At 61.8% G+C, this 12,801-nt stretch carries 14 protein-coding genes; 5 read left to right on the forward strand and 9 right to left on the reverse strand.

Translation table 11 applies throughout. From position 1 onward, the window contains the following. Positions 1-2: 2 nt before the first annotated feature. The 4 genes from AC4PR2_RS03885 to AC4PR2_RS03900 all read right to left on the reverse strand — a co-directional run bounded on the left by AC4PR2_RS03885 (position 3) and on the right by AC4PR2_RS03900 (position 4,919). Complete coding sequence (locus AC4PR2_RS03885) at positions 3-1,178, reverse strand: hypothetical protein (protein ID WP_197802445.1); 1,176 nt, start codon at positions 1,176-1,178, stop codon at positions 3-5. Continuing rightward, a complete protein-coding gene (locus AC4PR2_RS03890) occupies positions 1,175-2,461 on the reverse strand; it encodes a hypothetical protein (protein ID WP_197802447.1) in 1,287 nt (428 codons plus the stop codon). Before AC4PR2_RS03890 ends, AC4PR2_RS03885 begins: the two co-directional genes overlap by 4 nt. Before the next feature lie 53 nt (positions 2,462-2,514). Further along, the gene (cybB, locus tag AC4PR2_RS03895) at positions 2,515-3,039 is read right to left on the reverse strand and encodes a cytochrome b561 (RefSeq protein ID WP_072265465.1); all 525 of its coding nucleotides are present in this window, start codon (positions 3,037-3,039) and stop codon (positions 2,515-2,517) included. Between the two features lie 278 nt (positions 3,040-3,317). Further along, positions 3,318-4,919 carry an ABC transporter substrate-binding protein gene (locus AC4PR2_RS03900; protein ID WP_055312975.1) on the reverse strand — a complete coding sequence of 534 codons (1,602 nt, stop codon included), beginning with the start codon at positions 4,917-4,919 and terminating at the stop codon, positions 3,318-3,320. A 174-nt stretch (positions 4,920-5,093) separates the two neighbouring features. Here AC4PR2_RS03900 and AC4PR2_RS03905 point away from each other — a divergent pair, with 174 nt between their 5' ends. After that, positions 5,094-5,675 carry a flavin reductase family protein gene (locus AC4PR2_RS03905; RefSeq protein WP_070915489.1) on the forward strand — a complete coding sequence of 194 codons (582 nt, stop codon included), beginning with the start codon at positions 5,094-5,096 and terminating at the stop codon, positions 5,673-5,675. Here the strand turns inward: AC4PR2_RS03905 and AC4PR2_RS03910 are convergent. Next, positions 5,672-6,052 (reverse strand): winged helix-turn-helix transcriptional regulator, encoded by a 381-nt coding sequence (locus AC4PR2_RS03910; RefSeq protein WP_038873124.1) that lies wholly within the window; start codon positions 6,050-6,052, stop codon positions 5,672-5,674. The genes AC4PR2_RS03905 and AC4PR2_RS03910 overlap by 4 nt on opposite strands. A gap of 84 nt (positions 6,053-6,136) precedes the next feature. On the opposite strand from AC4PR2_RS03910, the gene AC4PR2_RS03915 reads away from it, so the two are divergent. Next, entirely contained in the window at positions 6,137-6,904 is a 768-nt protein-coding gene (locus AC4PR2_RS03915; RefSeq protein ID WP_070915491.1) for an NAD(P)H-dependent oxidoreductase, read from the forward strand. Here the strand turns inward: AC4PR2_RS03915 and AC4PR2_RS03920 are convergent. Then, positions 6,901-7,149, reverse strand: coding sequence for a hypothetical protein (locus AC4PR2_RS03920; RefSeq protein WP_038873128.1), 249 nt, complete (start codon positions 7,147-7,149; stop codon positions 6,901-6,903). The two genes, AC4PR2_RS03915 and AC4PR2_RS03920, sit on opposite strands and share 4 nt — an antisense overlap. A 194-nt stretch (positions 7,150-7,343) precedes the next feature. Here AC4PR2_RS03920 and AC4PR2_RS03925 point away from each other — a divergent pair, with 194 nt between their 5' ends. Next, the gene (locus tag AC4PR2_RS03925; RefSeq protein WP_060440617.1) at positions 7,344-7,748 is read left to right on the forward strand and encodes an Exc2 family lipoprotein; all 405 of its coding nucleotides are present in this window, start codon (positions 7,344-7,346) and stop codon (positions 7,746-7,748) included. A 107-nt stretch (positions 7,749-7,855) separates the two neighbouring features. Next, positions 7,856-8,497, forward strand: coding sequence for a DsbA family protein (locus AC4PR2_RS03930; RefSeq protein WP_492174905.1), 642 nt, complete (start codon positions 7,856-7,858; stop codon positions 8,495-8,497). A 35-nt stretch (positions 8,498-8,532) separates the two neighbouring features. Here the strand turns inward: AC4PR2_RS03930 and AC4PR2_RS03935 are convergent, their stop codons facing one another. Continuing rightward, positions 8,533-9,255, reverse strand: a complete 723-nt coding sequence (locus AC4PR2_RS03935) for a phosphatase PAP2 family protein (RefSeq protein WP_201965183.1) — start codon at positions 9,253-9,255, stop codon at positions 8,533-8,535. A 222-nt stretch (positions 9,256-9,477) separates the two neighbouring features. Here AC4PR2_RS03935 and feaR point away from each other — a divergent pair, with 222 nt between their 5' ends. Next, positions 9,478-10,377 (forward strand): transcriptional regulator FeaR, encoded by a 900-nt coding sequence (feaR, locus tag AC4PR2_RS03940; protein ID WP_060440616.1) that lies wholly within the window; start codon positions 9,478-9,480, stop codon positions 10,375-10,377. Positions 10,378-10,410: 33 nt separating this feature from the next. On the opposite strand, the gene AC4PR2_RS03945 is transcribed toward feaR, so the two are convergent. Together AC4PR2_RS03945 and leuE are read right to left on the reverse strand one after the other, a co-directional pair. Further along, entirely contained in the window at positions 10,411-11,910 is a 1,500-nt protein-coding gene (locus AC4PR2_RS03945; protein ID WP_492174906.1) for an aldehyde dehydrogenase family protein, read from the reverse strand. Positions 11,911-12,069: 159 nt separating this feature from the next. Then, a complete protein-coding gene (gene leuE, locus AC4PR2_RS03950) occupies positions 12,070-12,708 on the reverse strand; it encodes a leucine efflux protein LeuE (protein ID WP_016928933.1) in 639 nt (212 codons plus the stop codon). Positions 12,709-12,801 lie beyond the last annotated feature (93 nt).

Here is a 12,801-nt window from a genome sequence, read left to right on the forward strand (position 1 = left end):
GTTCACGGCGTGGTGGAACGATAGCGAACGAAGTAGGGCAGTGGCGGGGTCTTCCCGTCATCGCCATAGTGGCTTTCCGGTTCGATCACGGTCTGACGTGCGTCGTCGCGCCCGTTGTATCTATACTCCAACGGCTGGCGGTAGCGCACGTCGGATGAGCGCAGATCGAAAATCAGCGAAAGGCGCGCATCGCCGTTATCCGTTTGGGCGACCAGCGTTTTGTTGCCGGCCCACAGCTGATACAGCGACTTGTAACCGGTCTCCAGCATCACCTGTAGCCGGCCGTCGGACTGATAGCGCAGGATCTGATATAGCCCTCTGTCCAGCGTTTGCGCGATCAGGTAGATGCCGCCATCCGGAGCCTGCGCGCTTTCCTTGACGCGCACCGCGAGCCAATGCGGTTCGGCCACCTCGCCGGTTTTGCCGTTAACGGCGATGTGCAAGGCGCCGGAACCGAGCACCGGGTTCATCCAAAACAGCACGCGATCGCCATCAACGGCGGTAAAGATCTCGGGCATGGATTTGCGCTTACCGGAGGCGTTAGCCGTCGGTGAGTCCTCCTCGCCGCGCTCAAAGCCCAGCAGCTGCCGCGCTTCCAACTGTGCCGGCAGGTCCAGCGTTTGCCGCCAATGGGCGCCAAAGTCCGGGCTGTAGAATACGCCTTCGTTGCTGATGAAATACAGCGCGCGTTTCCCCGGCTGCGCCACCAGTTTGCCGCCGATAAAGGAAGGCAGGTTGTCGTCACCCTCCGGCCAGGGGATCAGTGGCCCGATGGTGCCCCGTTGCACATCGACCAGCCTGCGTCCCTTGGACAGAAAAAGCACGCACTCCTGCTCGACGCAAACCGCATCGTAGATCAACTCGTCGAGTTGCCCCAGCATCTGCAGCCCCTTCGGGCCGGTGAATAACACCTGGCTGAGGTAGTTGGCCGCCCAGCCGTAAAAGCTATTGTAAGCCCCGCGTTCGCTCCTTTTGCTGATGAGCAGCAGAGCGCCGTCCTGCGCCGGGTAGCTGTGGATGAGATCGTAACGGGCTATCGTCGGCAAGGCCTCGTCGCTCTGAGTCCATTGCCACTGCGCATAGCGTTGTTCAGGGGCGAGAAAATAGACGCCCAGCGCGCTGGCCAAAAACAGCGTCAGGATAATAAGGGGTCTTTTATAAAGCGCTAACGTCATCATTTCAGCTCCGTCACCTGCTCCTGCCGCCATAGCCTGCGGCGCAGATTGCGCAGGTATTTGAACGTCTTAAACGTGCGGTGCTGCTCAAAAGCGTAGAGGCGACAGATCTGGGCGAAGCCCTCGATCAGCAGCGCCAGGCCGCTGATCATCAGCATCAGCAGCAGCAGAATCGGCGGCAATTCACTGCCGAGGCGCTTCAGGGTCCAGGCATCCAGGTAAACGCCCGCTGGGGTATCGGCGTTATCCCACACGATCAGGCCGAGCATCAAACACATCATGATCGCGCCGAGGATGAAGACGACGCGCGCGCTCAGGTTAAGGCCGGCTTCGGTGAAGTAGCGGCTGCCGCCGATGAGATAGGTCTGGCGATCGCGGTGATTGATGATCCCACGCACCGTAGGCAGCTCGGGGACGGTGTCGTTCTCGCAATACAGCACCTGCAGCGAATCGCCTTTGGCGATGAAAAGCGGATGTTGCCGACGAAATACCGGATGCAGTTTGGTATTGGGGACGTTGAGCGCGCGGGTCGTCAACGCGAAGTGCGTCTCCTTCTGGCGCCACGCATAAGTGTCCAAATACTGCACCTGCCGCGGGATCTCATAGTGGAGGAGTTCGTAGCTCAGGGCGTTGACCGTCTCGATGCCGGAGGCCTCGACGCCGTCAGGGAGGGGGAACTCGGTTTGTTGCGTTGTGGGCACTGGCGTTGCGTCTGCACGGACGGCCCGGTATTTGATGCCGGAAATTTTCAGGCTGAGTGAGCCGGGCGGCGTGACGTCTTGCCCCAGCAGCACGCGATCCAGCGCCCTGAGCAGGCGCCTGCGGCCGCGGTGCGCGATCAGCAGGAGCTCCGAACCGACGAACAGCACCAGGCCGATGCCGATAAGGCCGGCGATGATGGCGATAAAGAACAGGACAATAGTCAGCCAGGAATCTTCCCGGTCCATGATGAAAAAGGCCGCCGGGAAACCGCCGGTGAGCGCCGCGCCCAGCACCAGCAGGGCGAAGTATTTCAGCTTGTATTTCAGCGTTCTGTCTGGCTCCAGCCGGCCTTTCGTGCCGTGCAGCAGCCAGTGCAGCCAATAGCTGCCGTCTTGCAGGCGGTGGGCGCCAATCTTCACCCGATCGCCGGCGGCGAGCCTGGCCAGCAGATTTTCGCTGTCGCTGAAGTCGTCACGGTAAAAAAAGAACGTCTGGCCGGAAGCGATGATCCTCACCAGGTTGTCGGGCGCCGTCTGTTGGCTAGCGCATTGCTCGACGGTCACATGAAAAAATTGGGTTTGCATGTCATTCCCTGTCAGCGGGCGTGGCCCGAAAATTCATCCCTGGCGCCGGGTAGTCAGCGCTTTTTCATCAGTGGCAGCATGCGCACCAGCGCATTGTCCTTGACGATATAGTGGTGGAACAGCGCGGCGGCAGCATGCAGGCCGATCAGCCAGTAGCCGAACGACGCCAGCGTTTTGTGCCAGCCGATAATCATCCGCGCCTGCGGCCGATCCGCCACGTCGGCGAACGGCATCGGCAGGCCGAACAGATACCACTCCTTGCCGCCCAGATAGCGCGAGTACACCCCCAGTACCGGCAGCGTTAGCAGCAGCAGGTAAATCAGGGTGTGCGTCAGGTGCGCCAGGCCGGTTTGCCACTTCGGCGGTTTGGGCACGATAGCGGGCGAAGGGTGGCGCCAGCGCAGGAACAGGCGGGCGATCATCAGCGCAAACACCGTTACGCCGCAGCTGAAGTGGGTGACAACCAGCACGTACCAGGGGGCGCTGCCCGGTTCGGCAAAGCCGCGCAGCTCGATGGTGACGCAGGTGATGACCAGCAGGATCGCCACCAGCCAGTGCAGGCGAATTTGCCACGGCATGTAGGTGTTCTGCACCGGGTTACCTTTTGATGTTAAAGGGTCTGTGTGCCGATGGTAACGAAATGTTACAGGCGAGGAAAGCGCCTGCGTGCAGTTTAAGCAAAATGCCAGGGATTACGCCGCTTATTAAGCTATGAACTTAGTGGATTAAATGCCTGGCGGCAGGGGAGGGAGCTGGCATCGTAAGTTGTGAAGTTAATGCGCGGTAGGTTCAGAGGCTGGCAGCTTATTAAGCGATGAGGCGGGTAGCGCCGCAGCTCTCGCCGCGGCGCCTGGGATCAGTTCAATTTGGCCTTGGCGAAGTCGCTGCCGTTCACGTCCACCACGTAGCCGCTCAGGTTGCTGCGGGTGGCGTAGAACACTTTGCCGGTGGCCAGCGGCAGCCACGGCGCCTGTTTGGCGAAGATCACCTGCGCCTGTTGATACAGCTTGGCGCGCGCCTGCGGCTGATTTTCCTGAATCGCCTGCTGGATCAGGCTGTCGTAATCCTTATCGCACCAGCGCGCCACGTTGGCGCCGCTCTGCACCCCGGCGCAGCCGAGCAGGGTGGCGAAGTTATCCGGATCGCCGTTGTCCGACACCCAACCGTACAGCGCGCTCTGCTGTTCGCCTTTGCGCAGCCCGGCCAGATACTGGCCCCACTCCCAGGTGACGATCTTGGCTTTCACGCCCACCTTCGCCCAGTCGCTCTGGATCATCTCGGCGATGCGCTTCGAGTTCGGGTTGTAGGGGCGCTGTACCGGCATCGACCAGATGTCGGTCTCAAAGCCCTGCTCCAGCCCGGCCTGCTTCAGCAGCTCGCGCGCCTTCTGCGGATCGTAGGCGTACTCCGGCAGTTTATCGTTGTAGCCCAGCATGCCCGGCGGCAGCAGCGAGTTGGCCGGCGTGCCGCTGTCTTTGAACACTGCGGCGACGATCGCTTTCTTGTCCACTGCATAGCTCAGCGCCTGGCGCACCAGCAGGTTGTCGAACGGTTTTTTCTGGGTGTTGAACGCCAGATAGCCGACGTTCAGCCCGGTGATGTCGTGCAGCTGCAGGTTGCCGTCGGCCTTGATGGCGGCGAACTGTTCCGGCAGCGGCGCGGGGATGATCTGGCATTCGTTGGTCTTCAGCTTGGCCAGCCGGGTTTGCGGATCCGGCGTAATCGAGAAGATCAGATGCTTGCTGGCCACTTCGCCCTGCCAGTAGTGCGGGTTGGCGATGTAGCGGATCAGCGAATCTTGCTTGTACTGCTGCAGCGCGAACGGCCCGGTGCCGATCGGCCAGTTGTCGACGTATTCCGGCGTGCCCTTTTTCAGCATGGCGTCGGCGTATTCGGCGGACAGGATTGAGGCGAAATCCATCGCCCAGTCGGCGACGAAGGCGGCGTTGGGCTGGCTCAGCGTGAAGCGTACGTGATGCTCGTCCACCGCTTCCACCTTGGCGATCAGTTTATCCAGGCCCATGTCGGTGAAGTATTCATAGTTGCCGCCGGAGACCTTGTGATACGGGTTAGCGGGATCCTTCTGCCGCATCACGGTGAACACCACATCTTCGGCGTTGAAGTCGCGCGTTGGGGTGAAATATTTGTTGCTGTTGAATTTTACGCCCTGGCGCAGGGTGAAGGTGTAGGTCTTGCCGTCCGGGCTGACGCTCCACTCGGTGGCCAGCGAAGGGGCGGGGGTTTTATCGCTTTCGCGCAGCGTTACCAAGCGGTTGTACAGCACCTGCGAGGTGGCGATAAAAGTCGGCCCGGAGCTGGAGAGCTGCGGGTTGAACGATTCCGGCGAGGCGACGGTGCAGTACACCAGCGCATCGGAAGCGGCCAGCGCGCTGCCCGCCGACAGCAGGCCGGCGCTTGCCAGCGCCAGCGCGGCGATAGGGTGTTTTGAAAACGTCAAGGCAAGATCCTCAGGTGGGGGGAGCCGTTAGCGGCGAATTGATTTAACTATAGATAACGGATGGCGCGACGGGAAACAAGCGCCTCAGCTGCGCATTCTGTGCGCCTTGCGTTGCCTGCCGCCACAGCGCAGATCTACACTGCTGGGCAATCAGTCACTCGCAAGGATTTCCCGATGAGCCACTTTCGCCCTGTCGCCCTCGAACACGCCAGCCGCCTGCTGAACCACGGCCCGACGGTATTGATCACCAGCCGCAGCCGCGACGGCGCCAAACGCAACGTGATGGCCGCCGCCTGGTCGATGCCGGTGGAGTTCAGCCCGCCGCGCATCGCCATCGTGGTGGACAAAGGGGCGCACAGCCGGCAAATGATCGAGGAGAGCGGCGTATTCGGCATTTGCGTACCGGCGGCCATGTTCATCGACGCCACCTACGCGGTCGGCAGCGTGTCCGGATTGGATGACGACAAGTTCGCCCGCTTCCACATCGCCGCGGTGCCGAGCGCCACCCTGCAGGTGCCGCTGATCGAACAGGGCTGCGTGGCGTGGCTGGAGTGCCGCTTATTGCCGGAAAGCGGCGCGCAGGAAAAATACGACACCTGCTTCGGCGAGGTGCTGAGCGCGGCGGCGGACGAGCGGGTGTTCCAGCAGGGGCGCTGGAACTTCACCGCCGCCAATGCGGATCTGCATACGATTCATCATCTGGGGGCCGGCAACTTCGTGCGCAGCGGCGAGACGCTGCGGGCCAAACCGCTTTAATCGGCCGCGCGCTTGCGGTCGGCATCATAGCGCTCGCGGGCGGCGTCCAGCTCGGGGAAATGGTATTCCGCCCATCGGTCCAGCGCCGTCAGCGTCTCGACCAGCGAGCAGGCGACGGCGCTGAGCCGGTATTCCACATGCGCCTGATTCTTTTCACTTAAATCCAGCCGTTCGAGCAGCCCGTTGCGTTCCAGCTGGCGCAGCGTTTGCGTCAGCACCTTCTGTGAAATGCCGTCGATGCGGCGCAGCAGCTCGCCGTTGCGCATCGGCCGCTGCGCCAGCGCGGGCAGGATCAGCATCACCCACTTGCCGGAAATCAGCGCCAGCGCATCGCGCGCGGAGCATTTACTCGAATAGACGTCGCCGGGATAGGCCATGGGGGGTTACCTTCAGGTGCGTAATTGCCAAGGATGCGATAAAGCCACAGCATAGCAGCACCACCTTACCGCGGGAGAAACAGGATGAACGTGCTGATTGTGCTGGCTCACCCCGAGCCACATTCTTTCAATGCCCATTTGGCCGAACAGGCGCGGCAGGCCTGGCTGGCGCAGGGGCACCAGGTGAAGACGGTCGATCTGTATCAGGAGGGGTTTGATCCGCGCGAAGGCGCCGGCCATTACCCCAGCAGAAAGCAGGCGGACAGGTTCGATGCTATGCAGGAGCAGCGCCATCACTGGACGATCCAGGCGCTGCCGGCGGAGATCCGGCGGCATATCGAGCTGCTGCGCTGGGCGGATACGCTGGTGCTGCAGTTCCCTTTCTGGTGGTTCGGCGCGCCGGCCATCCTCAAAGGCTGGATGGATCGGGTGTTCGTTTACGGCGGGGTGTACGACAGCCGCCACCGCCATGAGAACGGCGTGATGAGCGGCAAACGGGCGCTGCTGACCGTTACCGCCGGCGCTTCCGCTCAGGCCTGCGCGCCGGACGGGCGCGACGGCGATATGCGGCTGATGCTGTGGCCGATCATGCATGCGCTGCACTATATCGGCTTTAGCGTGCTGGAGCCGTTCCTGGTCTATGGCGTGCGCGGCGGATTGGCGGGCGAGGAGCTGCGGGCGCAGAACGCCGCTTTGGCGCAGGTGACGCAGGCGTATCGGGAAGGCTTAAGCGATCTTGCCGCTTGGCCGGCGGTACCGTTCAACCGCAATGACGATTTTGACGCCGATCTGGCGCTGAAGCCCGGCGCGCCGGTCTACAGCCCGTTCGTGCGGCACCGCGATCCGATTTAGAACCCGGCCTTCAGCAGTTCCTCGCGCAAGTCGTCGATAATCGCCGGTTCGATGTCGGGGAACTGTTGCTGGATATCGGCGATGGCGTCGGCCACGCTCGGGCCGGCGAAGGTGCCGGAGAAGGGCACCAGCGGCAGGTTGGCGTCGCTGTCCGGCAGTTCACCGCGGATAGTGCCGGTGATCATGCCCGCTTTTTTTTCCGCCGTGAGGTCGTACTCCCCCACGTTTTTGTCGATCGGTTTCATTGGCCGCCTCGCTGTCGGTGAGTGTTTACCCTGTCTGTTAAAGCATAGTGTTTCGGGCAATGAATACCAATCAATGTATATAATATTAATATAAAACAATATGATGCGATTTTTTTTGTCGTTTGACGTTCACCGGGGGCCGGCGCTATGCTCTTGGCGCTAAAGGACCTTCCTCACTGACAGGGACAGACGACATGAAAAAACTGAAAAGCGCGGCGCTGTTGTTGCCGCTGTTGGCGCTCAGCGCCTGCACCCACCACCTCAGCAGCGCCGAGCTGCACGCCAAGCATTACGTTTATCAAACGCGCGACGACTTCGATCCGCAATTCCGCACCGATGTGAACGGCAGCATTAAAAACGCCGTGCCGATGTTCGAACAGTTCTACCAGCAGGGGAAAAAGGATCGCGCGGCGGGCGTAGCGCGCAGCGAGGCGCAGAAAAAGGCCGACTATCTGGCCAGCCCGGAATTCCAGCAGAACATGGAACACAAGACCATTTTCATCAATCGCGCCTACAGCGGCTCCGACAATCCTAAGCGTCGCCAGGTGCTGTCGCAGGAAGCGGTAGGTGCCTATTGGGACGGCTACGAAGGGCGCTGACTGAATCCCACATAAACAGAAGGTAATAAAAACTGGCCTTCTGCCGGTTATTTGATTATAAAAACCGCCGCTAAGGACGATGTTCATAATCGAAACCAGGAGTGTTTATGTTGGCAAAAGTTAAACGTTCGTTCGCCGCCGCCGTCGTATTGATGTTGGCGTTGCCCGCGGTTCAGGCCGCGGATTACCGTGCGGGCGAGCAATACACCCGGCTGGATGAGCCGGTGGCCGCCGCGCCGGCGGTGGTGGAATTTTTCTCCTTCTACTGCGGCCCTTGCTATCAGTTCGCCGAAACCTACCGCGTAGGCAGTACCGTTGCTCAGGCGCTGCCCGCCGGTGAGAAAGTCACCAAATATCACGTCAGCCTGATGGGTAAACTGGGCAATGAGCTGACCGAAGCCTGGGCGGTGGCGACGGTGCTGGGCGTGGAAGACAAGATTGAAGGGGCGATGTTCGACGCGGTGCAGAAACAGCGCGCCGTCAACGGCGCCGAAGATATTCAGCGGGTGTTCACGGCTGCCGGCATCGATGCCGCTACCTATGAAAACGCGCGTCACAGCCTGCTGGTCAAAGGATTGATCGCCAAGCAGAACGAAGCGGTGAAAGCGTTCGAGGTGCGCGGCACCCCATCGTTCTACGTGGCAGGCAAATACAAGATAGACAATGCCGGCATGGCCAGCACCAGCGTCGAAGGCTACGCCAAAGAGTACGCGGCGGTGGTGCGTTACCTGTTGGACAAGCAGCCTTAAACCGGGCCGTCAGGGCCCGGTGTTAGCCGCCGGGCCTATTTTTTCGCAGGCAAATCCAGCGCCAGACGCAGCTCGTCGCGCGCCTGCCGGTACTGCTGCTGGAAATCCTGCTGCTGTGAAAGCTGCTGGCTGATCACGCTGCCGGCGATGCGGCCCATCTCGATATCGGAAGGGTAGTGGATCCCTGCCACCACTCGGTTGTCACCGTATTGCCAGGCGCGGGTCATAATGGCGGCGCGCTTTTCCGGCACCATATTGGCCAGGGTGATGCCCATCAGCGTGCCCAGCGTGGTGTGGCCGGAAGGCCAGGAGCCGGAGCTGGAGCGCTTGACGATCGGCTCGATGCGGCTGTCCAGCATATGCGGGCGTGGGCGCTTCCAGAAATCTTTCGCCGGATCCACCACCGCCGCTTCGGTGGCGACGATGCGATCGAAGAAGGCGCTCACGGCCGGCAACGCTTTGGCGTTGAACTTCGGCCCCATCACGTTGCTGTACACCCAGACGTTCTCTTCCGCATCCGCCTTGGCCTGGCTGGCCATTTCCGGCGTGCGTTTCTGCTGCATGTCGAGCACTTCCCGCAGTTCGCGCTGGGTCTGCGCCGAGTCGTTGGCCGGTGGCGGCGGCAGGATGTGGGTCAGATCCACCTGCTGCGCGGTGGTGAACGGTTGGGCTTCCTCTGCCGCCTGCGCGTGGAACGCGGCCAGGGCGCTGGTGGTAAACAAACACAGCGCTAAAACGGATTTCTGCAACGATTTCATCGGGTCATGTCCAGGGTGTCAAAGTGAAAGGGGAGCAGTCTGTATCTTTGGCGAGGCCTGTGACGATGAGATGACGGTTTCGTGGCGGATTGATGACGGGCGCCGGGTGAACTGTGATCGCGGCGCCAAATCCCCCGCTCGCCATTGATTGTGTGTTAACGGATTGTTATGGTGTTTTTCTGTTCAACGGCGCAGCACCGCTGCTGTTTGAAGGGAGAGATCATGACGGCATTGGCAACGCTCCGGGACGTCGGCTTCGAAGAGTGGCTGGGGAAAATCAACACCGCCTGCGGCCGATTCTGCGCGAAAACGCTGGGGCCGGGCTTCAGCGGGGCGATGCAGGAATTCCGCGCCCATGCGCTGCGCCTGAGCGTGGTCGACGTGTCTCAGGCCCGGCTGTACCGCACGTCGCGCGAGATCGCCCGCAGCGACGGCGCGCACTTTTTTACCGTCTTCCAGCTGCGCGGCAGCGCGTTGATGGAACAGGGCGAGAGCCAGACGGTGCTCTCTCCCGGCGACATCACGCTGATCGACGCCTCACGGCCCAGCAGCTTCACCTTCCAGCGCGATTCACGCCAAATCTCACTGCTGTTGCCGCGCGGCTGCCTGCCGGTGCCGCCGCCTTGTGCCCAGCGTCTCGGAGCAGAGCTCAGCGCGGTGCGCCTCAGCCGCCAGCTGGTGCTGAGCAGCATGCAGGATCCTCAGCTCGCCGCGGCGGAAAGCGAAGCGGTGCTGAATGCGCTGGCGGCGCTGCTGCGCCCGGCGCTGGCGCTCGAACAGGCGCGCCCGGAGGGGCAACAGCCGGTTTTCGACAAGGCGCTGGCGTTGATTGACAGGCATATTCAGTCGGCGCAGCTGCGCCCGGAATGGGTGGCGGCCGAGTTGGGGGTGTCGCTGCGCAGCCTGTATCGGCTGTTCGCCCGCCAGGGGCTGGTGGTGGCGCAGTACATCAGAAATCGCCGGCTGGATCTGTGCGCGCAGGCGCTGCGCAGTGCCGCCGGGCAGGAAAAGCTGGCCGGAGTCGGCCTCGACTGGGGTTTCGCCGATCACAGCCATTTCTCGACCGCTTTCAAGCAGCGTTTCGGCATGTCGCCGAGCGAGTACCGCCGGCAATATCAATAAGTCAGGGCGCGGGCCAGGCCCGCGCCGCCTCACTCAATAGCGGATGCAGACCGATTTGGTTTCGGTGTAGGCATCCAGCCAATCCGGGCCGAAGTCACGGCCGCTGCCCGACTGTTTGAACCCGCCGAACGGCATGTTCGGGTCGATCAGCGTATGGGTGTTGACCCACACGGTGCCGGCCTGGATGCGCGGCGTCAGCGCCATCGCTTTCTGCAGGCTGGTGGTCCACAGGCTGGCGGTCAGCCCGAAGTCGGTGTCGTTGGCCTTGCTCAATGCCTCTTCGGCGCTCGCTACCCGAATCAGGTTAACCACCGGGCCGAACACTTCCTCGCGCGTCAGGTTCAGCCTGTCGTCCGGATTGATCACCAGCGTTGGCGGGATGTAGAAGCCGTTGGCATCCGGCCCGGCCGCGCCGCCGATAAGCTCGGCGTTTTTCGCCCGGGCATCGTCCAGGTAGGCCGCCACCTTGTTGCGGTGCGCGAGCGACACCAGCGGGTTGATTTGCGCGCCGGTGTCCATGCCAGGCCCGACCGACAGCGATTTCACCGCCTGTTCGAAACCGGCCACCAGTTGGTCATAAATCGGCGCTTCGATATAAATCCGCGAACTGGCGGCGCACACCTGCCCCTGGTTGAGGAAGCTGCCGAGCATCAGGCCTTCGATCACCTGCTGCGGATCGGCGTCTTTCAGCACGATGGCCGGGTTTTTGCCGCCCATCTCCAGCGTCACCCGGGTCAGGCGATCCGCCGCCGCGCGCGCGATGCTTTTGCCCACCGGCGTGGAGCCGGTAAAGCTGACTTTGGCGATCAGCGGATGTTCGGTCAGCGCCTTGCCGCACAGGGTGCCGCGGCCAGTGACCACGTTGAACACGCCCGGCGGCACGCCGGCTTCGCTCGCCAGTTCGGCCATGCGCAGCAGGGTGAGCGGGGTGGTTTCCGACGGCTTGATGACGATGGAGCAGCCTGCCGCCAGCGCCGGCATCACTTTCCACATGCCGATCATCAGCGGGAAGTTCCAGGGCACGATGCCGGCGACCACGCCAATCGGCTCTTTACGGGTATAAACCTGATATTTGGCGCCCGGCGGCATCGGAATGGAGACGTCCAGCGTCTGGCCGGTGATTTTGGTCGCCAGACCGGCGGTGTAGCGCATCCAGTTCAGGGTGCTGCCGACTTCGAAGGCGCGGGCGATGTTGATGGACTTGCCCTGCTCCAGGGTTTCCAGCTGCGCCAGCTCCTCGGCGTGTTGCTCCACCAAATCGGCGTAGCGCAGCAGGATGCGTTCGCGCTCTACCGGCAGGCGCTGCGCCCAGACGCCTTCGCTGAAGGCTTTGTGGGCGGACTGCACCGCCAGCGCGACGTCGTGTTCGTTGGCGTCGGCGGTGGTGGCGATCTGCTGCCCATTGGCGGGGTTATACACCGCCAGGCGGCCTTCCGCGGCGGACGCGCGCCACTGGCCGTCGATGTACAGCCCATGCTGACGATCGAGAAAACGCGACACGCTATCCAGCACGGCTACGGTATTGTCAGACATACATCCTCCGATCAGGCTCATCAGGTTATCGTTAACCCTGCAAGTCTAGATCAGCGGGAAAGCGGCGGCTTTGGTCTGCCTGACATTCGGTTTGCCCTGCGTGTCATTTTGCCGTGACGAACGAGTAAACCGCGGCCGGCGGGCGCCGGCCGGGAGGGATCACGAACTCAGGGTTGCCAGACGGGTGGCGAAGCCGAGGAACAGCAGGCCGATCAGGCCGTTGCCGAGCTTCGCCAAGCCTTTCTTGTGATTGAAGAAATGCGCCAGCATCGCGCCGGAGAAGATCAGCGTGCTCATGTAGATAAAGCTGACGGCTTCGAGGATCAGCGCCAGAATGGTGAACGACAGCCCGGTGTGCGCGTAGTTGAAATCGATGAACTGCACGAAGAACGACACGTAAAACAGGATAGCTTTCGGGTTGGTCAGGCTCAGCGTCAGCGACTTGCGCAGAATGCTGTGGCCGCCTTCAATCTGCTGCTGTTGCGCCTGCGCCTTCTGCACGAAGGTGGCGTAGAGGATTTTTGCGCCGAGGAACAGCAGGTAAATCGCGCCGAGAAAACGCACCAGGGTAAACAGGAACGGCGTGGTGCGGATCAGCGAAGCCACGCCGATATAGGCGCAGAAGATCAGGATCGCATCGCCGATGAACACGCCGAGCGCTGCGGTGTAGCCGGCGCGCACGCCGCGCGATACGCCGGTTTTCAGTACGTACAGCGTATTCGGCCCCGGCAGAATGATAATAAAGACCACCCCGGCCAAATAGGTCCATAAATTCAGGACGCCAAAACTCTCTAACACAATAACCTCTCCATGCGCGCAACTAACAGGCAAAAACACTGGCCACGCCCGTGGCCGGCCGCGATCCTAACGCTGTGCAACCGGGTTGGCAAC

The organism is Serratia sp. A07 (assembly GCF_058725505.1).

Bases quoted from the DNA above. Each gene is read 5' to 3' on its own strand.
- AC4PR2_RS03935 (WP_201965183.1), bottom strand. From the start codon at position 9,255: ATGAAATCGTTGCAGAAATCCGTTTTAGCGCTGTGTTTGTTTACCACC.
- feaR (WP_060440616.1), top strand. From the start codon at position 9,478: ATGACGGCATTGGCAACGCTCCGGGACGTCGGCTTCGAAGAGTGGCTG.
- AC4PR2_RS03945 (WP_492174906.1), bottom strand. From the start codon at position 11,910: ATGTCTGACAATACCGTAGCCGTGCTGGATAGCGTGTCGCGTTTTCTC.
- AC4PR2_RS03925 (WP_060440617.1), top strand. From the start codon at position 7,344: ATGAAAAAACTGAAAAGCGCGGCGCTGTTGTTGCCGCTGTTGGCGCTC.
- AC4PR2_RS03910 (WP_038873124.1), bottom strand. From the start codon at position 6,052: ATGGCCTATCCCGGCGACGTCTATTCGAGTAAATGCTCCGCGCGCGAT.
- cybB (WP_072265465.1), bottom strand. From the start codon at position 3,039: ATGCCGTGGCAAATTCGCCTGCACTGGCTGGTGGCGATCCTGCTGGTC.
- AC4PR2_RS03905 (WP_070915489.1), top strand. From the start codon at position 5,094: ATGAGCCACTTTCGCCCTGTCGCCCTCGAACACGCCAGCCGCCTGCTG.
- AC4PR2_RS03930 (WP_492174905.1), top strand. From the start codon at position 7,856: ATGTTGGCAAAAGTTAAACGTTCGTTCGCCGCCGCCGTCGTATTGATG.
- AC4PR2_RS03920 (WP_038873128.1), bottom strand. From the start codon at position 7,149: ATGAAACCGATCGACAAAAACGTGGGGGAGTACGACCTCACGGCGGAA.
- AC4PR2_RS03890 (WP_197802447.1), bottom strand. From the start codon at position 2,461: ATGCAAACCCAATTTTTTCATGTGACCGTCGAGCAATGCGCTAGCCAA.
- AC4PR2_RS03915 (WP_070915491.1), top strand. From the start codon at position 6,137: ATGAACGTGCTGATTGTGCTGGCTCACCCCGAGCCACATTCTTTCAAT.
- AC4PR2_RS03885 (WP_197802445.1), bottom strand. From the start codon at position 1,178: ATGATGACGTTAGCGCTTTATAAAAGACCCCTTATTATCCTGACGCTG.